Origin of the sequence: Actinopolymorpha pittospori (assembly GCF_014873875.1) — a bacterium.
GTDB lineage: Bacteria > Actinomycetota > Actinomycetes > Propionibacteriales > Actinopolymorphaceae > Actinopolymorpha > Actinopolymorpha pittospori.
Genome location: NZ_JADBEM010000001.1, coordinates 10,300,599 through 10,322,457, shown reverse-complemented (window position 1 = coordinate 10,322,457; position 21,859 = coordinate 10,300,599). Strand labels below are relative to the sequence as shown.

Sequence of the window (21,859 nt, the reverse complement as noted above, 5' to 3'; positions counted from 1 at the left end):
CCTCATTTCGCGCCCACTTACGCGCTTACCTCTCGACGCTAGGGACCCTTCGAGGAGTACCGGAACAGCTTCCCGGGCGAATTACACGGCTGGCAGGACAACGTTCATCGGCGCAACGGGCAACGGTCACCTGGCGATCGACACCGGCCGCCACAGTGCGTGTTCGGCGGGATGTGGGAGACGCACCCTAGCTCCAGCGCTCGAGGGGGGCGCTGGGCGCGGCGGCGGCGCGGAGGCCGAGGGAGCGCAGCTCGACGCCGGCGAGCCGGCGCATGTCGTCGGGGTCTCCACGCCGCCAGGACCCCGCCGGGTCGGGGACCTCCGAGGTCAGGGCTGACCAGGACTGGTTGACCAGCGCACGCAGGGCGAGCATGGTGTAGCCGGCCTCGGTCGTGGTCATCCGAGCGGCGTGGCTGGCGCGGACGATCCACCTGATCCGGAAGACGAGCCGGATCGCGGCGACGAGCAGCAGCAGGCCGGCACAGACCAGGGCGGCGATCAGGGCCGCGTTGTGTACGACGTCCTGCTGCGTCTGCCCGGCGGTGGCGATGGAGCGGCCGGTCCCCGCGATCGCGTCGAGGGGCGCCTGCAGTGCATCACCCACGGCGGGCAGCCCGGAGATCTGGCCACTGGCCTGCGACACCTTCTGTTCGATCCCGCTGCCCGCGTCCTCCAGTTCCTGGCCCGCGGTGGCGAAACCGTTCAGCCAGCTGTGGACGGAGACGGCGATCCGGATCGACACCCAGATCCAGACGACGGTCAGCAGGTCCATGAGCACCTGGGCGTTACGGCGGCCCGGCGCGTCGGCGTAGAGCTTCATCGCGTCCTCCGTTGCTCGTTCCCGACCACCCGGCCGTGGGTAGGGCCGGGCGGGACCCAGACGTGGCCGAGCGGTCAGGTCGGACCGGTGGTCGCCGGAGGGGGCACGACGAAACGTCCGCGGCGATGACGGTACTTCCGGTGAGCACGGTACGCCGGTGGCGGCAGAAGCTCAGGCGTTCGACCGGGGGTGGCCCACTCGGCCGACTCGCTCGACGGCGGCCAGCCACGCTTCGGTGAACCCGGGCCCGTCGACCTCACCCATCACCCCGATGCTCCGCCCGTCCGGGTCGGGCACGAACCGCAGGCACTGTCCCTCCTGGACCGGTCGTAGCCGTTCCTCGCGGATCACCGCTCCCGGCCACCCGACCGCCGCCGCGGCCGCGAGCGGGTCGTAGTGGAAGTTCAGCAGGTCGTCCGGCAGGCCGGGGTGGGCTCTGCCGAGGTCGGGCATGCCCGCCTCGGGGCCGTAGACCTCGCACTGGCGGGCGAGCAGCTCACCGAGGGGGCCACAGGCGGCGAGGCGGGGCAGGTCGGCGGAGCGGAGCTGGCCGGCGAGGGTGGCGGGGAGGGTCGCGAGGGTCAGGTTGGCCGTCTCCGCCACAATCCGGGCCGCGACGGTGTCCCACTGGACGTTCCAGTCCATCTCGGGCCCCCAGGCGGGAAGGCCCTCCGCCGGCGGTCGGACCCAACCACCCATCATCACAACCCGGGCACCGGCAAGCGACCCAGGACGGGCGATCTCCAGCAGGGCGAGGTTGGTGCACGGCCCGATCGCCACGACCGTCGCGCCCGCCTCGACACTGGCGGCGAGCAGGTCGAGCGCGGCACCGGGCGGTCCAGGCAGGGGGACGGCGCTGGCCGGCCAGTACCGCGGGTCGCCGACCACCGGGTCGGCCAGCCGCCGGGTGGACAGGGACGCCGCGGCGCCGGCCGCGAGAGGAACGTCGGTGCGGCCCGCAAGGTCCAACAGGTGGCGCGTGTAACCCGCCCGCCGCCCACCGTGATCGATGGCCGTGGTGATGCCGACGAGCTCGACCTCCGGCCACCCGAGCAGCAGGGCGAGGGCACACGCGTCGTCGGGGTCCCCACCGAGGTCGGTGTCGAGGTGGATGCGCATCGGCCCAGCATGCCCGCACCCGGGGCCGGCCACGAGGCGCGGCGGTCCAGCCGGACGGGGTGTGGCTCGGACGTGGTGTGGCTCGGACGGTGGTGTGGCTCGGACGGGGGTGGCTCAGGACGGGGTGCGCACGGAGATCTCGCCGCCGAGCCGTGCGCCCTCCGCCAGGGCGAGGTCGTCCCCGCTCCAGAACCGGCCCGCGTCGTACCAGCTCGACCGGCGGCCGCCCGGGAGCAGCCCCATCGCCTCGTAGGTCACCGCGACGACCTCCGCGCAGTACGCGGTCTCGAGGTCGGTGCCGCGGGACTCGATCGCGACGCCGGGCAGCTTCGACCCCTCCCGCCGCCGGCGCCGAACCGTGGGGACCCGGCCCCGCAGCCAACGCCCGGCGAGCCGGGCCGTCGACGGGAACGGCGTACCGTCCAACCGTGCGACCGTCCGCAGGACGGCGTCCTCACCGGAGCGGGTGACCGGCGGCTCCAGCTGGCGCAGCCACGCGCGCTGGCCGTACTTGCGGGACCAGACCAGCACGGAGTCGCGAAGGTCGTGGAGCTGGACGCCGCGCTGGTGCGTACCCGTCCACAGGTCGGGCAGTGACCGGCCGAGCTCGGCGTGCCACATCAGCGGCGGCAGGTCCTCGATGACGACGGACATGCCGACGTGGTTGACCGGGCTGTTGGTCGTGACCCGGATGGCACGGTCGGCCGCCGACCGGCCGCGGAAGAGCCAGACGTCTCCGGTACGGGTGAGCTCGGCGGCCTCGTCGAGGCTGATGGACGTACCCGGCATGCACCCACCCTAGGGATCTTCTCGGGTTCGTGGGCGCCGCGGCGCGGGCTGCCGGGATGGTTCAGCCGTGGTGGTGGTTCGGCTGCCGGGATGGTTCACCTGGTCGCTTCCCACTGCAGGGACAGACCGGTGGCGGCCCGGTCGGTGCGGATCTCCATCATGCTGCCGAGGATCGTCGCGCGGTCGACGACGACGGCGGTCCCGTCGAGGGTGTGGCTGACGCGTTGACTCACGAACACCGGGCTGCCCTCGGGTTCGCCGAGGTGCCGGGCGGTGGCCGGGGTGAGCAGGGCCGGCTGGATCGTCTCCGCCGCCCGCGCCACCAGGATCCCGGCCTCGGCGAGCGCGGTGTAGAGGGAGACGCTGGTGAAGTCCTGGTCGCGGATCGCCTCACCGTGGGGTGGACGGATCCAGGAGACCTGGTGGATGGCCGGGCGACCGGCGAAGGCGCGCAGCCGTTCCAGCCGCAGCGCGCTCTCGCCCGGACGCACCCGCAGCTGGCCGGCGACCTCGGCCGGGACGCGGCGCACCGACCGCCCGAGCACCGTGGTGTGCACCTGGTGGCCCTGTTCCTTGAGGTCGTCGGCGAGGCTGCGCAGCGGGCCGAGCTGGTAGGCCAGGGGATGTGGCGCCACGAACGTCCCCCGGCCGGGCTGCTGGCTGATCAGACCCTCGTCGCTGAGCTGGCGGAGCGCCTGGCGCAGGGTCATCAAGGTGACGTCGTAGGAGGCACTCAACGCCCGCTGGGTGGGCAGCGCCTCACCGGGCGCGTACTCCCCGGCCCGGATCTTCGCGGCGATGTCCGCGGCGATGGAGCGATATCTCGCCTCGCGTCCCGCCTCACGGGTCATCGTGGTGTGTCACCCCATGTCGATCGCGCGCCGCATCGCGGCGAGGTAGGCGCTGATGTCGTTCGGGCCCGCGCCGTCGAGCACCTGGCGCATGACGCCGGCGCCGATGATGATGCCGTCCGCGTCGGTCGTCGCTTGCCTGGCCTGCTCGGGCGTGGAAATCCCGAAGCCTAGCAAGACGGGCAGGTCGGTCCGTGCCTTGATGCGGACGGCGAGGCCGGCCGCGGTGTCGGCGAGCGTCGTGCGTTCCCCGGTGGTGCCCATCAGCGAGACCGCGTAGACGAAGCCGCGGGCGCGCCGGGCGATCTCCTCCAGCCGGGCCGGCGGGGTCGCGGGCGAGGCGAGCAGGACCAGGTCGACGTCGACGGCGGCGGCCGCGGCTTGGAGTTCACCGGCCTCCTCCAGCGGAAGGTCAGGCACGATGAGGCCGCTGACGCCCGCCTCGCGAAGCGCGGCGCAGAACTGCTTCGGGCCGTCCTGCAGGACCAGGTTGTAGTAGGTGCTCGCGACGAGGGGGATGCCCAGGCCGGACGCGCCCGCGCCGTCGGACATCGCGGTGAGTTCGGTGAGAGTCCGGCGCACGGACGCGCCGCGGGCCAGCGCCACGTCCGACGCCTCCTGGATGGTGGCGCCGTCCACGGTGGGGTCGGAGAACGGCAGCCGACCTCGATGGCGTCGGCACCGGCCTCGACGAACGCGCGCAGGTAGTCGGTCCAGTTTGGACTCACTCCGCCGGTGACGTAGGGCATGAGCAGTTTGCGGCCGCCGTCGCGGCGGCCCCGGAGGTGGGTTTCGAGTGATCCGGAGGTGAGCAGGTCGGGATTCACAGCAGCTCCATCAGCGTCGACAGGTCCTTGTCACCTCGGCCGGATAACGTGAGCATGACGTTGGCGCAGGCGGGTAGCTCGCCACTCTCGGCGGCCCGGATCACCCAGGCGACCGCGTGCGCGGACTCCAGTGCGGGGACGATCCCCTCGGTGCGCGCGAGCCGCAGCGTCGCGTCGACCACCTCCGCGTCGGTCACGGTGACGTACCGCGCCCGGCCGAGGTCGCGCAGGTAGGCGTGTTCGGGGCCCACGCCGGGGTAGTCCAGTCCGGCGGCGATCGAGTGTGCTTCGCTGATCTGGCCGTCGTCGTCCTGTAGGAACAGCGATCGGAAGCCGTGGAGTACGCCGACCCGGCCCGCGGATGCGCCCGCGCCACCCTCGGCCTCGACGCCCACGAACTTCGCGGAGGTGTTGACGAAGCCGGCGAAGGTGCCGGCCGCGTTGGAGCCGCCGCCGACGCAGGCCACGACGTAGTCCGGCGATCCGGAGTCGAGGGCGGTGGCGCACTGGCCGCGCGCCTCGTCACCGATGACCCGCTGGAACTCCCGCACGATCCACGGGTACGGATAAGGGCCGACGACGGAACCGACGCAGTAGTGGGAGTCCTCCAGGGAGCTCACCCAGTGCCGCATGGCCTCGCTGGTGGCGTCCTTGAGAGTACGGCTGCCGCTGTGGACGGGCACCACCTCGGCGCCCAGGATGCGCATCCGGAACACGTTCAGGGCTTGGCGTTCGATGTCTCGCTCGCCCATGAACACGGTCGCCCGCAGCCCCAGCAGGCCGGCTGCGGTGGCAGTGGCCACGCCGTGCTGCCCGGCGCCGGTCTCCGCGATGAGCCGGGTCCGACCCATCCGGCGGGCAAGGAGTGCCTGCCCGAGCACGTTGTTGATCTTGTGTGAACCGGTGTGGGCCAGGTCCTCGCGCTTGAGCAGCAGGTTCACGCCCAGCTCCGCGGACAGCCGCCACGCCGGGGTCAGGGGAGTGGGGCGGCCGACGTGCAGGGCCAGCAGCGTGGCCAGGCTGGACTGGAAGCCAGGATCGGACCAGGCGTCGCGAAACGCCTCCTCCAGCTCCGCGCACGCCGGCACCAGCGACTCCGGCACGAACCTGCCCCCGTAGGCGCCGAACTTCCCAGGCGTGCCGGGGTCGCCCATGCCGCCCGGCCGGTCCACGGGCCGCGCCCTTCGCGGCAGTACGTCCTTCATGATCTCCACCTCCAGTGGTCTAGAACTCCGAAACCTGTTCTAGAACTGTTCGGAGTATGGCACAGCCAGGGAACGGTCGCCAGATGGAGGCTCGACCCAGGGCAGGAAGGGCCGGTCGAGGGTGGAGCCCGGAGGTTCTCAGCCGAGGGCGCGGTTGAGGTTGAAGGCGGCGCTGATCAGCGCCAGGTGGGTGAACGCCTGGGGGAAGTTGCCGAGCTGTTCGCCGGTCGGGCCGATCTCCTCGGAGAAGAGGCCGAGGTGGTTGGTGTAGGTGAGCATCTTCTCGAAGATCAGCCGAGCTTCGTCGACCCGCCCGGCGCGGGTGAGGGCCTCGACGTACCAGAACGTGCAGATCGAGATGGTTCCCTCCCGGCCGCCGAGTCCGTCGGGGCTCATGTTGGGGTCGTAGCGGTAGACGAGGGAGTCGGACACGAGACCGTTCCCGATCGCGTCGAGAGTCGACAACCAGCGGCGGTCGGTCGGCGCGATGAACTTCGCCAACGGCATCATCAGCAGCGAGGCGTCCAGGACGTCACTGTCGTAGTGCTGGACGAACGCCTGCTGCTTGGGTGACCAGCCGCGGTCCAGGATCTGCCGGTAGATGGCGTCGCGCTGGGTCGACCAGACGGCGAAGTTGCTGGGAAGCCCGCGCTGCCTGGCGACCCGCATCGTTCGCTCGATGGCGACCCAGGACATCAGGCGCGAGTAGGTGAAGTGTTCGCGGCCACCGCGGGTCTCCCAGATGCCCTCGTCGGCCTCGTCCCAGTGGTCGCAGACCCAGTCGACGATGTCGGTGACCTCCTCCCACAGGTCGGTGCCGATGGCCTCGCCGTACTTGTTGTAGAGGTACACCGAGTCGATCAGCTCGCCGTAGATGTCCTGCTGGCGTTGTTTCGCTGCGCCGTTGCCGATCCGGACCGGCGCCGAACCGCGATAGCCCTCGAGGTGGTCGAGGGTCTCCTCGGGGAGCTCGGTGCGACCGTCGATGCCGTACATCACCTGCAGTGGGCCGTGCTCCTGGCCGAAGCGGCACTCCCGCATCCGGTTTCCCAACCAGTCCATGAAGGCCCTCGCCTCGTCGGTGAAACCGAGGCGCAACAGGGCGTACACCGAGAAGGCGGCGTCGCGGACCCAGGTGTAGCGGTAGTCCCAGTTACGTTCGCCGCCGATCTGCTCGGGCAGGCTCGTGGTCGGCGCGGCGACGATGGCTCCCGTGGGCTGGTAGGTGAGGAGCTTCAGGGCCAGTGCCGAACGGTGGACGGTCTCACGCCAGCGGCCGGTGTAGCGGGAGTGCGACAGCCACTTGCGCCAGTACGCCACGGTTTCCCGGAACTGTTGGTCCGCCTCGCCGGGCTCGCATCCGCGTGGCGGCATTCCGTCGGTGAGCTGGTCGAGGACGAACGCAGTCGACTGCCCCTCGGACAGGGTGAACTCCGCGGTCACGTCGTTGCCGTCGCGACCGAGGTCGATCGACGTGGACAGCGCCAGGGTCATGGAGGAAGAGGTGAAGACGGCATGTCCGTCCTGGAAGGAGAGATCGTGTTCTTCCCGGCCGTAGTCGAAGCGCGGTGCGACCTTCACCCCGAAGGGAACGGTTCCGCGGGTGCACAGGATGCGCCGGATCACCCGATGCCGACGCGTGTTCGTCTGCGTCGACTCCGCGGAGATGGGCATGAAATCCTCTACCTCGGCCACACCGTCGACGGTGAAGAAACGCGTGATCAGAACATTCGTGTCAGGAAAGTATAGCTGTTTCGTCTTTGACGGATTACGTGGACACAGGACGAACCGGCCGCCGTGTTCGCGGTCGAGTATCGCGCCGAAGACACTCGGTGAATCAAACCGCGGGCAGCAGTACCAGTCGATCGTTCCGTCCGTCCCCACCAACGCGGCCGTGCGCATGTCGCCGATGAGGCCGTGGTCGGCGATCGGTAGGTAGTCGTCCGACTCCAGCTGCGCAGCTTCGGCATAGCCCATCTGTCAACCTCCTCGCAGGACCAGTCTCATCGGCGTCGTCGAGGAAGTCGACAGGAATAGGTCCTGCATACGGCGGCATCAACGGGTACACGAGGACCGGTGGAAGCCGATCACCTGACGATCACTGTCCGGGCATGTTCGCGAGGTTCCGGTAAGCCGCAAAAACGGGGAACGTCTCCCATTCGTCCATCCTCTGGAATACGCCCGCCCAGGTGCGGCGTCAGCCCGCCTTGACGGCATGGGCGGCGAAGAACTCGGCCAGCGGGCGGCCCACGGCCTCGGGGTCGTTCTCCGTCGGGATGTGGCCGGCGCCGGCGACGCGTACGAGGGTGGTGTGGGGCACCTCGGCGGCGAAACGCTCGGCGTAGTCGACCGTCTGTGCGGTGTCGTCCTCGCCCCAGACCAGCAGCTTCGGTGTGGTCGACGCACGCAGCGCCGGCAGTAACTCCGTGGTGTAACGGCAGTCCGCCGCGGCGGCCAGGGCCATCCAGGACCGCGCCACACGTTCCTCGGTGAGCGGATCGAGGTACACCTTCACCAGGGCGTCTCCTGGTGTGGGCGGCAAGGAGGCGCGCACCGGATCCCGCCGGATCTCGACCAGGTCGCGGGCGGACGTCGTCGCACGCAGGTCCGGGTCCCGGAAACGCGCGATCCTCGGCAACGGCCAGGAGTCGTAGGTCACGCCGTTGACCAGGGCGAAGGCGTCGACGTCGAGGGTGTCGGAGACGAGCAGCCGCTGGGCGATCGCCCCACCGATGTCGTGTCCGCCGACCGAGACGCGCCCGTCCACGCCGAGCGCGTGGAGGAAGCGCACCACCCAGGTCGTGAGCGCGGGAATCGTCGCGGTCTCCAGCGTCAACTCACCGCCGGAGCGGCCGAACCCCGGCAGGTCCACGGCGATCGGCCGCACTCCCGCGGCCGCGAGCTTGTCCAGGACCGGGAGCCAGACCCGACTCCAGAAGGTTCCGTGCACCAACACCACGACCGGACCGTCGCCCGCCGTCAGGTAGCTGGCGGGTACGCCGTCGACCTCGACCGTTTCGCGTTTCACGCCCTTCGCTGACATCCGACCTTCCCCTCCTCCCGAGATACGTCTCGCCGTGAGGAATCGGCACACGGCGCCGACATGGCACCCCGCCCGCTCACCGCGGCGACGCCATCACCCCACCGAACCTACGTGCTGTGCGGGCCGCGAGCGGTTCGGCGAGAACCGCTTCCTCCCGTCCCGGCCCGTATGTCCGGCACGTATGTCCGGCACGGGGGAGTCCGCGCCGCATAGCCTGGGCAGATGCGCTCGTGGAAGTGGTGGAAGTTGGTGGGACTGGCCGGGATCGTCGGCGTCGCGGCGACCGGGGTCGTGGTCGCCCGTGCCGAGCGGCGCCGACGCGCCTACACGCCGGAGCAGATCCGGTCGAGGCTGCACGAGCGGTACGCCGAGGCGGTCGGTCCCGCGTCCGGGTCGTCCGGGACGGGTGCGACGGGCGGGTCGGGCGGGTCGGACTGACACCCGCGCGTACGCCAGGAGCCGCGCACCGGCAGACTCGTTCCGCTATGAACAACGACGCCGCAGGCCAGCAACGCTCCCCGTCCACGCCCGGCACGCAACCCCCCGGCGCACCCCAGGACCGGCCCCACCCAGGTGAGCCGGGGCGGCTCGACGTCGGCGAGGTGCTCGAGCTGGAGATCGGCCCTGTCGCGCACGGCGGTTGGTGCGTGGCTCGCCACGACGGCAAGGCGGTGTTCGTCCGGCACGCACTGCCCGGCGAGCGGGTCCGGGCGAAGGTGACCGAGGAGACCGCGCGGCTGGTGCGCGCCGAGGTCGTGGAGGTGCTGGACGCCTCGCCCGACCGGGTGACGCCGCCCTGCCCCTACGCCGGACCCGGCCGCTGCGGCGGCTGCGACTGGCAGCACGCCTCGCTGGCCGCGCAGCGGCGGCTGAAGGCCGCCGTCGTCGAGGACCAGCTCCACCGCATCGCCGGCATCGAGCGCACGGTCACCGTACGGGCGTTGCCGCTGTCGGAGCCCTCCGTGGCGGGCTTGCCCACCGGGCCCGAACCCGACGACGGTCTCGGCTGGCGCACCCGAGTGCAGTTCGCCGTCCGCCGCGACGGCGTCGTCGGCTTCCGACGGCACCGCTCCCATGACATTGAGCCGGTCGACCACTGCCTGATCGCGCACCCGGAGGTGGAGCGGCTCGGCGTGGAGCGCAACCGCTGGCCCGGGGCGCAGCGCGTCGAGGCGGTCGGGTCGGCCGCCACGGGTGACCGGGTCGTCGCGGTCTCCGAACGCGCTCGCCGGGTCCGGGTTCCGCACCTGGACGCGCCGGTCCGGGTCGTACGCGGTGAGCCCCAACCAGGTCCCGGCCTGCCCTACGTACGGGAGGTCGCCGCCGGGCGTACCTGGCAGGTGAGTGCCGCCGGGTTCTGGCAGGTGCATCCCGGCGCGGCGCAGGCGTTCGTCGACGCGGTGGTCGAAGGCCTACGGCCACGGGCGGGTGAACAGGTCCTGGACCTGTACTGCGGCGTCGGCCTGTTCCTCGGTGCGCTGGCGCGGGAGGTCGGGCCGACCGGCACCCTCGTCGGGGTGGAGGAGGACGCACTGGCCGTCCGCGACGCCCGGCACAACCTGCGCGACCTGCCCAACGTCGGCGTCGAGCAGGGCCGCGTCGACCGGGTGCTGGGCCGGCTGGACCCGGTCGACCTGGTCGTCCTCGATCCGCCCCGGGCGGGTGCCGGTCGCGACGTCGTACGCCAGATCGCGGGACTCGCCGGTCGCGGCATCGCCTACGTCTCCTGCGATCCGGCGACGCTGGCGCGCGACCTCGGCTACTTCGCCGAACTCGGCTGGGTGTTGCGGGACCTGTCGGCCTACGACGCGTTCCCGATGACCCACCACGTCGAGAGTGTGGCGGTGCTGGAACCCGCGGGCTGAGCGACTCCGGAGAGCCCGCCGCGTCCGTCGCCGTTGACGCCTGTCAACCTCTGCTTTCGGTGCTTTCGGGGAGCCAGTTGCGGACCGCGGGGGCGTATCCGGCCGGCTTGTCGCCGACCTTGGCGCCCGGGTTGACCAACCAGCCCTGGTAGTCCGGTGTGAACATCCGGTAGACCGACGGCGGTGGTGTGGCGCTCGCCTCGTCGAGGTCGGCGCGCACTTCGCTCGGCAGGTCGAAGTCGAGTGCGGCCAGGTTGGCGTCGAGCTGGTCGGTGCTGCTCGCCCCGATGATCGCCGAAGCGACGCCGGGCTGGGTGGCCACCCAGTTGACCGCGACCTGGGCCATCGTCACCCCGAGCTTGTCGGCGACGTTTTCGAGGGTCCGCAGAAGTCGCCACTCCCGGTCGGTCCAGGAACGCCCGGGCGAACCCGCCGTACTGAGCCGGCCCGCTCCGGCCAGTCCCTGCTCGCCCTGGCGGTACTTGCCGGTGAGGAACCCTCCGCCGAGCGGGCTCCAGGCGGTGATGCCGAGTCCGAGGTTCTGTGCCATCGCGACGTGTTCGAGTTCGATTGTCCGCTCGACCAGGGAGTAGGGCAGTTGCAGGCTGACCAGCGGGACGAGGGAGTGGGCCTCGGCGTAGGTCTGGGCCCGTGCCGCGTACCAGCCGGGTACGTCGGACAGGCCCGCGTAGCGGATCTTGCCCGCCCTGGTGAGGTCGTCGAAGGTGCGCAGGACCTCCTCGACCGGAGTGATCCGGTCCCAGGTGTGCAGCAGGAACAGGTCGATGTAGTCGGTGCGCAGGCGCCGTAGCGAGGCCTCGACCGCTCTGATCATGTGCTTGCGGCCGTTGCCGCCCGCGTTCGGATCACCGGGGTCGACGCTGTTGGTGAACTTGGTGGTGAGCACCACCCGGTCGCGGGCCCCGGCTTCGGCGATGAGCTTGCCGAGGATGGACTCGCTCTCGCCGGCGGTGTAGAAGTCCGCCGTGTCGAGGAAGTTGCCGCCCGAGTCGAGGTAGCGACGGAGGAGGGGGCGGGCTTCGTCCTCGGTCTTCCCGTAGGCGGCGTGGAAACCGCCGGTACCGAAGTTCATCGTGCCCAACGCCAGTCGGCTGACGCGCAGCCCGGAGCGTCCGAGCAGGTAGTACTGGTCCACAGGCATGTGCGTGCTGCTCCAATGGCCGCGGGAGCCGCGAGTATTCTGGACTCCCTGGTCCATTCAGCGTGCCCCGTCAAGAATGGACTGTCAAGTCCAGAACTGGGGAGGAGGGTCGCAGGTGGTGGACCGACCGGTCCAGACGCCTACGGTGGAGACATGCTGACCAAGAAGGGTGCGGCGACCAGGGCGCGCATCATCGACGCCGCCGCTGAGCTCGTCGCGGCCAACGGGGCGGCCAACACCTGCCTCGACGACATCCGCTCCGCCACCGGAACGAGCAAGAGTCAGCTGTTCCACTACTTCCCGGACGGGAAGGCCCAGCTCCTCTTCGCGGTCGCGGAAGAGCAGGCGCGGCGGGTGCTGGACGACCAGCTTCCCCTGCTGGACGAGCTCACCAGCTGGGAGGCGTGGCAGCGCTGGAAGGAGCTGATCCTGCGGCTCTACGCCCCCAAGATCGAGTACTGCCCGCTGGCGGCCCTGACCAGCCAGTTCCCGCGCAACGACCCGCGGATCCGGGAGCTGATCTCCGGGCTCTTCGAGAGCTGGCAGGCGAGCCTGGCCAAGGGGCTGGCGACCATGCGGGCCGGGGGCCTGCTGCGCGCTGACGCCGACACCGACGAACTGGCCACCGCCGTCCTCGTCGCCGTCCAGGGCGGCGTCGCCATGGGGCAGGCCATCGGCTCCCTCGACCCGCTGCGCACCGCGCTGGACGCCGCCATCGGCCACGTCCGCACCTACGCCCTCGCGGAGTCCGCCCGGACCTGAAGGGGCCAGCCAGAACCCGTTCCTCGCGGCTGCGGGGGATCCTCGACCAGGTCCTGGGCCTGAACCCAGACCGGTCAGCCCTGGCCGCGCGCCCGCAGGTTGGCGCGCACCGCGCGTAGCACGACGCCGGGTGTGGCGAGGGTGCTCGGATGGCTGAGCATGGTGGTCACCGCGTCGAAGCGTTGGGAGACCGCCCGATCGGTGATGGACGCGCTCATGATCTGGCCGCTGAGCCAGCGCGTCAGCCGGTAGCCGCGCGGATAGGGCCCGTCCACGTGGGGCAACGCCAGGTCGGCCGAGGTGGAGGTCTGCCAGGCGGCGTCGACCACGACGCGTTGCAGGTCGAAGAACTCACGTGCCGGTGAGCTCAGATCCGGGTGGGAACGCAGGAAGCTCGCCAGCGCCGCCCCGTGCAGGGCGGCCGACGACATTCCCTGGCCGTAGATCGGGTTGACCGAGGCCACCGCGTCCCCGACGCTCACCAGGCGGGCCGGAAACCTCTCCAGCAGGTGGAAGTCGCGCCGCCGACTGTCGGAGTGCCTGTAGGTCGTGATGTCGCCCAGGAGGTCGTTGCCGATCACGCTTCCGAACTCCGGCGGGAAGTCTCGCCGCAGCCGCGCCCGCATGTCCTCGATGGTCCGGCCAGGTCGGGGTCCTCGTAGCCGCCCATCATGACGATCCAGCGGTCCTTCTCGATCGGCAGGAAGATGGCGCCCGCGACCTCAGGCGACTGCGCGGAGGCGGGGGTGTTCAGGGCGAGGGCGATGCTGATCTTCGGGACGTCCTCGTCGCGGGACACGATGGCCGTGGAGTAGTTGAGGTTGACGGTCATGCGCCGCATGGACGGACGCTCCCAGCCACCCTCTTCCAGCCAGCTGCTGAGCCGGCTGGAGCGTCCCATCGCGTCCACGGTGAAGTCGGCGTTCTCCACGCCGCCGCCCTCCGCGGTGTCGAACCGCACGCCCGACACCGCGCCGTCGCTGAACTCCAGGCCGGTCGCGCGCCCGGTGGTCACCACGACGTTGGGGAGCGCGAGGACACGGCGCCGGATGGCGGCCTCGAGGAACGGCCGACTCGCGGTCAGCTGGATCTCTGCCAGCGGCCACTGCTTCAACCGACCGTCGACGTAGGTGCGCCTGCTCTCCGGGCCCGCCTCCAGCGCCCCCGCGGCGACGGTCTGGGCGGTGAAGCCCGGGAACCAGCGCTCGAGCTGGCGACGACCGCCGGGCAGGAGCGCGTGCACCTGCGTCCCGTGCGGCACACCCGGTCGCGCGTCGTCGGCGGTGACGGGACCGTCGGGATCGATGAGAACGACGCGTTCGGCGTAGTCGGACAGCACCCGGGCGGCGAGCAGGCCCGCCACGCTGCCACCAAGAACGGCAGCGGTCCCCATGAGGGCGGTGTGCTGCGCGGGCGGCTGTTGGGCGCTGATGTCGGCGAAGACCTGCGAGGCGGAGAGCGGCAAGATGTCCTCCCTGAAGCCGACCTCGAAGATACACCTCGTGGTCTCAGGAGCACGGTGCGGATGCGGGGTCGGGGACGAGGACGACCTTGCCGGTGACCGTGCCGGACTCGGCGAGCCGCATCGCCTCGACCGCCCGCGACAACGGGATCCGGCCGGCCACCTGTGCCTTGACCACGCCGTCGGCGAGCAGGGCGAAGACCTGGCCGAGGTCCGCGCGGAGCCTTGCACGGAACGCGTCCGGGCGCCCGCGTCCGGCCCAGATGTTGAAGAAGTGCGCGCGCCGCGAGTTCGGCAGCAGGTTCCACAGGAAGAGTCGTGCGACCAGCTTGAGGACCGGCATCCTGGACGAGCCGGCGTCGTCGCGGGTGGAGGCGGTGCCGTAGGACACGAGCGTGCCGCCGGGGGCGAGCAGGCGGAACGAGTCGAGGATCCCCTCGCCGCCCACGTGGTCGAACACGGCGTCGACACCGTCCGGCGCCAGTTCGCGCAGGTGCGCCCACAGGTCGGGGTCGCGGTAGTCGACAGGCGTGGCGCCCAGGTGCCGGAGGGTGTCGTGGTGACGCGGTGAGGCGGTGCCGATCACGCGTACGCCGGCGGAGCGGGCGAGTTGAACCAGGGTGGAGCCGACCCCGCCGTTCGCGCCCATCACGAGCACGGTCTGTCCGGCCCGGATCCGGGCGACGCGGTGCAGCATCTGCCAGGCGGTGATGCCGTTGACCACGAGCGTCTCGGCGTCGGCCGACGAGACCGCGTCCGGCACCTGCACCAGGTCCGCGGCGTCGACGACGACATGGCTGGCCCATCCGCCGGTCTTGGTGAGCGCCGCGAACCGGCGTCCGACCAGTCCCGGGTCGACGCCGGCGCCCACCGCCTCCACCCGGCCGACCAGGTCGTAGCCCGGTACGAACGGGAACGGCGGCTGGTCGTAGTACTTGCCCCGTCGCATCTGCTGCTCGGCGAAGGACACGCCGGTCGCCTCCATGGCGAGGAGCGCCTGGCCGGCTCGTGGGCCTGCGACTGGTCGCTGCCGGATTTGGAGTCCCTCGGGCGCGACAACGCCGGGCAGGACCACTTCGGTCACCATCCGCTGGTCCGTTGCCTGCGTGATCATGGCGATCTCCCTCGACCTGGTTTGGTACTGGTTCTGGAGTTAGAAGGTCTAACCAGAGTGTGACGCGCATGCCCGTGCTCGTCAAGAGGGGCGCGGGAAGGGGGAGGTGAAGCCGGGTGGAGCCGGGTGTCGCCGGCTCAGCGGTCGGTGTCGCCCGTCGGCGCCGGAAGCCCCATCACGTCGGCGAGGGTGTCCATCTCGACCTCGACCAGGGTCGCCGGCTGGTGCCCCATCCCGGCGAACTGCCCCTGGACCTCCAGGCTCACCACGCCGTGCAGGCGGGTCCAGGCGATGATCGTTCCCGTGAGCGCGGTGGCCGGGTCGCCGGCCGAGGTGTGGCTCGTGACCCACTCGACCACCGCCGGCGTCTCCTCCAGCCAGCGCCGCAGCTGCGCCCGGAGTTCCTCGGCGCCGGGGCGGAGCCTCCCCTGCGCGAGCACCGGCAGGAACGGTCCGAGGACCACCCGGGCCCGCTCGACCATCTCGGCGGGCGCCGCGTAGGAGGGCGACGGCGTACCCGCGAGCAGGAGGTAGAGGTGCGGAGCCTCCAGCGCCCACTGCCGGTAGGCCGCCCCGAGGGCGCGGAGTCGCTCCCGGGCCGGTGCGTCGGCGACGCGTTCGCCCGCGCGTCGGATGGCGGCGGCGGCCTCGTCGTAGGCGTCGCCGATCAACTCGGTGAGGAGGTCGTCGCGACTGCGGAAGTACTTGTAGAGGGCCGGCCCGGTGAGCCCGAGCCGCTTGGCCACGGCGTTCAGGCTCAGGGCGGGAATACCGCCGGCGCGGATCTGCTCCAGCGCCTCGTGCTTGATCTCCGCCCGCACCTGGTCGCGGTAACGCTGGCGTGGGGTGCTCCTGCCGTCGACCGCCATGACCGCTCGGTCCTCCACCCTGCGTGAGTAGCCGTTGCTGAAGTTAGAGATGCTAACCCCCGTGGCTGGCTCTGGCCATCGGGTGATCCTGTACTTTCCTCCCTCGATTCGCGAACGCCCGGCGCGAAGCGTTGCGCCTAGCTTCCCAGGTGTGACGACACACCCTGATCGGCGCGCCTTCCTCACCGCCTCCGCGATGGCAGGTCTCGCGGCCCTGTGCGCATGCAGCGGGGACGGTGGTGACGGGGGTGCCACCCCTGCCGCGACGAGCCCGGCCACGACGAAGGGCCGGCCGAGCGGGTCCGCGACCAAGCCGCCGCCCCGCCCGTCCTCCTTCGCCGAAGCGCCCGAGCTGGCCGCCCAGGTCAAGGCCGGCAGCCTGCCGCCGGTCGGAGACCGTCTGCCGCGCAACCCCTACGTCATGCCTCACCACTGGGTGACACCCGGCACGTACGGCGGCAACCTGCGGATGCCGACCACGGAGACCGCGGGCGCGGCGAACAAGGAGTACATGTACGGGCACTCACTCCTGCGCTGGCTCAACGACGGGCTCGACGTCGGGCCGGGCCTGGTGGAGAGCTGGGAGTCCAACGACGACGCCTCGGAGTGGACGTTCCACTTCCGGCAGGGCCTGCGCTGGTCCGACGGTGAACCCTGGTCGACCGCGGACATCATGTTCTGGTGGGAGGACATGGTCCTGAACGAGGACCACTCCGAGGCACCGCCGGACGAGACACGTTCGGCGAACGGCGCGCTGGTCGACATGAGCGCCCCCGACCCCCACACGCTGGTCATGCGCTTCGAGACGCCGGCCCCGCTCACGCCGTTCCATCTCGCGCGGTGGGTCAACGGCGGGGTCGGCCCGGCCTGGATGGCTCCCAAGCACTACCTCGCGCCATATCACCCGCGCTACAACCCCAAGGTTCCGGCCAACTGGGCCAGCGCCGCGGGACAGTTCGACCGGCGCCGCGACTTCGGTGTCAACCCGGCCTGTCCGACCATGACGGGCTGGCGGGTGCGGACCTACAGCGAGGGACGCAGCGTCGTATGGGAACGCAACCCGTACTACTACTGCGTCGACACATCCGGCAACCAACTGCCCTTCCTCGACACCGTCACGATGGTGGCGGCGCAGGACGTCGAGGTCACCAAGCTGCAGTTGCAGGAAGGCAAGGTCGATCACGCGCACGGACCGTTCCTCTCCCTGACGTTGGCCGACGTGTCCGGACTGAAACGGACCGAGGCGCGGACCGGGCTGGAGGTGCTGCTCTGGGACGGCGGGTCAGGGACGAGCTCGATCTTCTTCCTCAACTACGACTACCGCGACCCGAAGCTGCGACCGCTGATCAGGGAGCCGAGGTTCCGGCAGGCGTTGTCCCTCGCCTTCGACCGCGCCGACGCCCGCAAGTCCATCTACTTCAACACCGGCGAGATCACCACCGGGACCTACAGTCCCAAGGCGAGTGACCTGCACAGCGGGGCCGGCGCCACGCGCGCCTACGCGGGTTGGCGGGACAGTTTCTCTCGCCACGACCCGGAGCGGGCGAAGGCCCTGCTCGACGAACTCGGCGTGGTCGACAAGGACGGCGACGGCCTTCGGGAGCTCCCGGACGGCGGGAAGCTGGTGATCAGCCTGGACTACCCGGCCGGAACCTCACCCGAGCACATCCACAAGAACGCCCTGCTCGAACGCGACTGGAAGGCGATCGGGATCCAGGCACGACAGAACCCCATCGCGCCGGACGCCTTCTCCATCAAGTGGCAGGCCGGCGAGCTCATGTCCACGACGGCGTGGGAGAACGGTGGCGGCATCCACGAGATCCTGATCGAGCCGCAGGTGCTGGTCCCGCTGTCCGGCTTCGCGGACTGGTGGGCACCCTTGCACGCCAACTACCACGCGATCCGGGACACGCCCGCGGCCGAGAAGGTCAGGGACGTCGATCCGTACCAGCGGAAACCACCGAGCATCGAGCCGGTGAAGGGCGGCCCCATCGAACGCCTCTGGGCGTTGCACGACCAGGCGAAGGTGGAGACCGACACACTGAAGAGATACCAGCTCGTCTGGGAGATGGTGAGCATCCACGTGAAGGACGGGCCGTTCTTCATGGGGCCGGTGGCGAACACGCCGGTGCCGATCCTCGCGCACAAGGACCTGGGAAACGTCCCCCGACGGGAACAGCTTGCCCTGAACGGGTTCGCCGGACCGTGGAGCCATCCGACACCGGCGGTCTACGACCCGGAGACATGGTTCTGGCGTCACCCCGAAGCGCACACCTGACCGGCGGGAGTCCGCACACCGGCGCCCGTGATCTCCCGCCCGCGATCACCGCTCACCCGCGGGACAGCCGGACGTCCGTACCTACTCCGAGCGGAAGCGGCGTGTCTACCATCGAGGTGCGCTCATGGGCCGAGTTGCCGCGTAGCCCACCAGCGGACGAGGTTGGGCAGCGAGGACGGTCGGCACACGCGGAAACGACATGCCGGGGGTCGGCCGAGGTGGAACACGTACTTCGCGGACTTCTCCGCTCGGCCTGCGCCGCCATCGGCTGCTCCTACGGCCTGTTCGTCCAGGTCGGCCCGGATGAGCGGTTGGTGGAGGTCGTGACGTTCGGTCTCACTGACGAGGAACCTGCTCAGCTCACCCAGACGCCCGACTTCTCGCGGGTGATGCGCCTTCTCGACCAGGAACGACGCCCCGTCCGCCTCACGACCGCATCGCGGTCCGGCCCGCTCCTGGGCGGGGAGATGATGAACAACCTGCTCGGCGTTCCGATCCAGGCGGGTCCCTGGCCCTCCGCGCACCTGCTGTTCGTCGACAAGGACGGCGGGTTCGACTCCGCCGACGAGGAAGTCGCCGTGGCCTTCGCTGACGCCGCGGCCATGAGGCTGGCCGACGTCCGCCAGCCGGAGACCACGGCACGCCGCGAGCAGTGGCTGGACGCGATCGCGGACGTCAGCGGGATCCCCTTGTCCCACAACAGTCCGCGGGCGGCGGCGGGTGCCATCGCGCGGAGGTTACGGGAGGTGTCCGCGGCCGACTACGTCGGACTGGTCCTGGTCGATCCCGCATACCCGGGCGTCTGCTCGCTCGAAGCGGCGGACGGTCTCGGCATGGAGTACGCCACCGGAACGAGGTTCACCCTCCGTGAGATCGCCCCCGCGGCCGAGCTCATTCGCACCCGTCAGACCGCGGTCGGTGAGGACGTACTCTGGGAGGAAGGCTACGAGCCGCCGCAGGAGTGGATCGACGCCTTCGCCGACATCACCCTGGCGATGGTGGTTCCCCTCTCTGCTCCGGAGGAGGTCCTCGGCGTGGCCTTCGTCGGTTGGCGTCGTGGATCAGCTATGGAGACGGTCGCCGCGCGAGAGGCACGCCACGTGGAGTCCTTCGTCCAGTCGGCCGCTCTCGCCCTGCAGCGGGTTCAGCAGCACCAGGAACGTACGCGAGCGCTCGTTCTCGAGGACCGTGAGCGCATCGCCCGAGAGCTGCGGCAGGGGGTCATCGGGCGGCTGTTCGCCATCGGTACCCGCCTGCACAGCGCGGCGGGCCTGGCGCCCACGTCGGCGGTGCGCGAACGCGTCGAGGACGCCATCCAGGACCTGGACGGAACCACGAGAGACCTCATCTCCAGCGTCTTCCATCTCGAGGAGGCGAACCTGGACCCGTCCGTGTGCGACCGCCTCGGGCGGGAGGTGGATGCCGCGGGTCGACGACTGGGCTTCACCCCGCGGCTCGTCATGGAGGGAACGTTCGACCCGGCCATGCCGCCGGAGGTCGAACAGTCACTGCCACTCGTCGTGCGGGACGCACTGACCTACATCGCCGAGCGCGGGTCGGCCACGAAGGTCGAGATGCTGGTGCGAGCCAGCCCGGACGAACTCGCGCTCGTGGTGCTGGACGACGGTGCCGTCGCCGGGAGCGACGAGGCGGCGAGCTACCTGCGGGCTCTCACCGCTCGCGCGGCACGCCTCGGCGGCTCCTGCGAGGCCGGTGTGACGGAAGGTCGCACCACCACCAAGATCTACTGGCACGTTCCGTTGCAAGTGAGTAGTCATTAGCTATACACCTGCACCTTCTGGTAAAGGAGTCCGGGTCTTACCGGTAGATGCCGTGCCCGGTTGACGTTTCTCGGCCACCTGCCCGGTAATCCGGGTCTTCTGGTCGGCTCCGCGTCCGTTTTGTGTCTCCGCACTACTCGCGGCGACTGCCAGCGCGGCGAGGTTCCTGGCCGCGTTCTTGTCGCGGTCCATGATCAGATCGCAGGTGTTACAGACGTAGTCGCGTTCGGACAGGAGCAGCTTGGCTTTCACTGTTCCGCAGCCCGAACAGGTCTTGCTTGAGGGGAACCACCTGTCCGCCACGATCAGGCCGCCGAACCGTTCGGCCTTGTATTCCAGTTGGCGCCGGAACTCACCGAACCCGGCGTCAGCGATATGACGGGCGAGTTTGCGGTTGGACAGCATGCCGGTGATGTTGAGGTCTTCGACCACGACCGTGGCGTAGGTGGACGCGAGCCGGGTGGTCAGCTTGTGCATGGCGTCGCGCCGCTGGTCAGCGACACGGTGATGCACCCGGTTGCGCTGGGCGTTGGCGCGCTGCCACCGCTTCGACGCGGCCTGACCGATACGCCGGTCCGGGCCGCGACGACGGGACACGCGTCGCGACAGGCGAGCCAGCTTCTGCTGGGCCTGGATGTAGTGACGCGGGTTCTCAACGGGTGGGCCTTCGGACAGGGTCGCGAGGGTCTTGATACCAAGATCCACGCCGATAGCCGCATCGGGCCGAGCGGGTGTGAGTTCGGGAAGCGACTGTTCCACGGTGAAGGACACGAACCAGCGGCCACGTTCGAAACGGATCGTGGCGGACATGATGCGCGCCGACCCTTCCCTCAGCGCGTCGAGCAACTTGGCCGGATGCTCGTGCAGCTTCACCCGCCCGATGCGCGGAAGTGCGGCGTGCCGCTGTTCACAGCGGATGGTTCCGGTGGTGAACCGGCACGAGTGCACCGCGCGTCGCTTGGACTTGAACCGCGGGAACCCGACGCGGGCACCGTTGCGCTTGCCGGTGCGGGAAGTACCCCAGTTCTTCAAGGCAGCCGCCAGAGCATCGAGCCCGGACGAATACGCCTCTTTGCTGTACTCGGCCCACCATGGCGCTACGTCGTTCTTGGCCTGGTTCCAGTCCCTGCGGAAGCTGTAGAGCGACCATGTGAGGCTGGGCGTCCCTAGCTCGTCAGGGATGCCGTAGGTGCGTTCGGCTGCCCGCTGGTCCAGATTCGCCTTCACCCGGCCAAGACCCCAGTTGAACGCACGACGTGCGGCCGCGCAGTGCCCAGCCATGTATCGGGCCTGACGCGGCGTCGGGTCCAGTGCGTACCTGTACCCAAGCAGCGTCACGCCGGGTCCTCGGACAGGGCGGCAACCGCACGAGCCGCGCGGTTGGCGGCGCCGCGGCGACCGTAGAGCCGTGCGCACAATGAGGTCAGGATCTCGGTCACGTCCCGAACCAGATCCTCATCAACCTCAGACGGGTCCACCACAACCATGCGGCGGCCCGACGCCGCGAGAGCGGCCTCCACATACTCGGCACCGAAGCCAGCGAAGCGGTCGCGGCGCTCAACGATGATCGTCTGCACCGACTGGTCACGAAGCAGTGCGAGGAACTTCTGAGGCTTCCCGTTGAGCGCGGACCCGACCTCGGTCACGACCTTGCCAATTTGGTAGCTGTTGGTCGTGGCCCACGCCGACACCCGCGCAACCTGCCGGTCGAGGTCGGCGCTCTGGTCACTTGAACAGACACGGGCATAAACGGCCACAGCCCTACCAGCGGCGACTCCAGGCTCACCGATGACGATCAACCGCCCGACCTGATACGCCGGAACGGGCAACTTCCCAGCCTTGTACCACCGCAGAGCAGTGGCGTAACCGACACCCTGGGAAGCCGCCCACTCCTTCAAGTTCACGTCACTAC

Annotated in this window: 20 protein-coding genes; 5 read left to right on the top strand and 15 right to left on the bottom strand. The window is 70.2% G+C overall.

Annotated features, from left to right (window positions below):
• Window positions 1-187 precede the first annotated feature (187 nt).
• The 8 genes from HEB94_RS47785 to HEB94_RS47750 all read right to left on the bottom strand — a co-directional run bounded on the left by HEB94_RS47785 (window position 188) and on the right by HEB94_RS47750 (window position 8,654).
• Entirely contained in the window at window positions 188-820 is a 633-nt protein-coding gene (locus HEB94_RS47785; protein ID WP_192755968.1) for a hypothetical protein, read from the bottom strand.
• Between the two features lie 171 nt (window positions 821-991).
• On the bottom strand, window positions 992-1,939 hold the full coding sequence (locus HEB94_RS47780) for a nucleoside hydrolase (protein WP_192755967.1): 948 nt from the start codon (window positions 1,937-1,939) through the stop codon (window positions 992-994).
• A 114-nt stretch (window positions 1,940-2,053) separates the two neighbouring features.
• Window positions 2,054-2,728 (bottom strand): hypothetical protein, encoded by a 675-nt coding sequence (locus tag HEB94_RS47775; protein ID WP_192755966.1) that lies wholly within the window; start codon window positions 2,726-2,728, stop codon window positions 2,054-2,056.
• Window positions 2,729-2,823: 95 nt separating this feature from the next.
• On the bottom strand, window positions 2,824-3,579 hold the full coding sequence (locus HEB94_RS47770; protein WP_192755965.1) for a GntR family transcriptional regulator: 756 nt from the start codon (window positions 3,577-3,579) through the stop codon (window positions 2,824-2,826).
• A 9-nt stretch (window positions 3,580-3,588) separates the two neighbouring features.
• Window positions 3,589-4,239: a tryptophan synthase subunit alpha gene (trpA, locus tag HEB94_RS47765; RefSeq protein ID WP_273379026.1), complete on the bottom strand. Its 651-nt coding sequence runs from the start codon at window positions 4,237-4,239 to the stop codon at window positions 3,589-3,591.
• A gap of 163 nt (window positions 4,240-4,402) precedes the next feature.
• A complete protein-coding gene (trpB, locus tag HEB94_RS47760; protein ID WP_192755964.1) occupies window positions 4,403-5,611 on the bottom strand; it encodes a tryptophan synthase subunit beta in 1,209 nt (402 codons plus the stop codon).
• A 138-nt stretch (window positions 5,612-5,749) separates the two neighbouring features.
• Window positions 5,750-7,588, bottom strand: a complete 1,839-nt coding sequence (locus HEB94_RS47755) for a glycoside hydrolase family 15 protein (protein WP_192755963.1) — start codon at window positions 7,586-7,588, stop codon at window positions 5,750-5,752.
• 220 nt (window positions 7,589-7,808) lie between these two features.
• On the bottom strand, window positions 7,809-8,654 hold the full coding sequence (locus HEB94_RS47750; protein WP_192755962.1) for an alpha/beta fold hydrolase: 846 nt from the start codon (window positions 8,652-8,654) through the stop codon (window positions 7,809-7,811).
• 222 nt (window positions 8,655-8,876) lie between these two features.
• On the opposite strand from HEB94_RS47750, the gene HEB94_RS47745 reads away from it, so the two are divergent.
• Together HEB94_RS47745 and HEB94_RS47740 are read left to right on the top strand one after the other, a co-directional pair.
• Window positions 8,877-9,092: a hypothetical protein gene (locus HEB94_RS47745; protein WP_192755961.1), complete on the top strand. Its 216-nt coding sequence runs from the start codon at window positions 8,877-8,879 to the stop codon at window positions 9,090-9,092.
• Between the two features lie 47 nt (window positions 9,093-9,139).
• The gene (locus HEB94_RS47740; RefSeq protein ID WP_192755960.1) at window positions 9,140-10,519 is read left to right on the top strand and encodes a class I SAM-dependent RNA methyltransferase; all 1,380 of its coding nucleotides are present in this window, start codon (window positions 9,140-9,142) and stop codon (window positions 10,517-10,519) included.
• 43 nt (window positions 10,520-10,562) lie between these two features.
• Here HEB94_RS47740 and HEB94_RS47735 read toward each other — a convergent pair whose 3' ends face one another.
• Entirely contained in the window at window positions 10,563-11,681 is a 1,119-nt protein-coding gene (locus HEB94_RS47735) for an aldo/keto reductase (RefSeq protein WP_192755959.1), read from the bottom strand.
• Between the two features lie 153 nt (window positions 11,682-11,834).
• On the opposite strand from HEB94_RS47735, the gene HEB94_RS47730 reads away from it, so the two are divergent.
• Entirely contained in the window at window positions 11,835-12,443 is a 609-nt protein-coding gene (locus HEB94_RS47730; RefSeq protein WP_202896936.1) for a TetR/AcrR family transcriptional regulator, read from the top strand.
• Window positions 12,444-12,517: 74 nt separating this feature from the next.
• Here the strand turns inward: HEB94_RS47730 and HEB94_RS49950 are convergent, their stop codons facing one another.
• The 4 genes from HEB94_RS49950 to HEB94_RS47715 all read right to left on the bottom strand — a co-directional run bounded on the left by HEB94_RS49950 (window position 12,518) and on the right by HEB94_RS47715 (window position 15,906).
• The gene (locus HEB94_RS49950; protein ID WP_202896935.1) at window positions 12,518-13,069 is read right to left on the bottom strand and encodes an FAD-dependent monooxygenase family protein; all 552 of its coding nucleotides are present in this window, start codon (window positions 13,067-13,069) and stop codon (window positions 12,518-12,520) included.
• A complete protein-coding gene (locus HEB94_RS49945; protein WP_202896934.1) occupies window positions 13,021-13,908 on the bottom strand; it encodes an FAD-dependent oxidoreductase in 888 nt (295 codons plus the stop codon). Before HEB94_RS49945 ends, HEB94_RS49950 begins: the two co-directional genes overlap by 49 nt.
• Window positions 13,909-13,951: 43 nt before the next feature.
• Window positions 13,952-15,019 carry a medium chain dehydrogenase/reductase family protein gene (locus tag HEB94_RS47720; RefSeq protein WP_238361815.1) on the bottom strand — a complete coding sequence of 356 codons (1,068 nt, stop codon included), beginning with the start codon at window positions 15,017-15,019 and terminating at the stop codon, window positions 13,952-13,954.
• Window positions 15,020-15,156: 137 nt separating this feature from the next.
• Window positions 15,157-15,906: a WHG domain-containing protein gene (locus HEB94_RS47715; RefSeq protein WP_202896933.1), complete on the bottom strand. Its 750-nt coding sequence runs from the start codon at window positions 15,904-15,906 to the stop codon at window positions 15,157-15,159.
• Between the two features lie 133 nt (window positions 15,907-16,039).
• Between HEB94_RS47715 and HEB94_RS47710 the strand changes: the two genes are divergently transcribed.
• The gene (locus HEB94_RS47710; RefSeq protein ID WP_337918483.1) at window positions 16,040-18,166 is read left to right on the top strand and encodes an ABC transporter substrate-binding protein; all 2,127 of its coding nucleotides are present in this window, start codon (window positions 16,040-16,042) and stop codon (window positions 18,164-18,166) included.
• Window positions 18,167-18,384: 218 nt separating this feature from the next.
• Window positions 18,385-19,947 carry a sensor histidine kinase gene (locus HEB94_RS47705; RefSeq protein ID WP_192755958.1) on the top strand — a complete coding sequence of 521 codons (1,563 nt, stop codon included), beginning with the start codon at window positions 18,385-18,387 and terminating at the stop codon, window positions 19,945-19,947.
• Here the strand turns inward: HEB94_RS47705 and tnpB are convergent, their stop codons facing one another.
• On the bottom strand, window positions 19,948-21,285 hold the full coding sequence (gene tnpB, locus HEB94_RS47700; RefSeq protein WP_192755957.1) for an IS607 family element RNA-guided endonuclease TnpB: 1,338 nt from the start codon (window positions 21,283-21,285) through the stop codon (window positions 19,948-19,950). It lies immediately after the preceding gene.
• Window positions 21,282-21,851 carry an IS607 family transposase gene (locus HEB94_RS47695; protein WP_192755956.1) on the bottom strand — a complete coding sequence of 190 codons (570 nt, stop codon included), beginning with the start codon at window positions 21,849-21,851 and terminating at the stop codon, window positions 21,282-21,284. The genes tnpB and HEB94_RS47695 overlap by 4 nt, the downstream gene beginning before the upstream one ends.
• Between the last annotated feature and the right edge of the window lie 8 nt (window positions 21,852-21,859).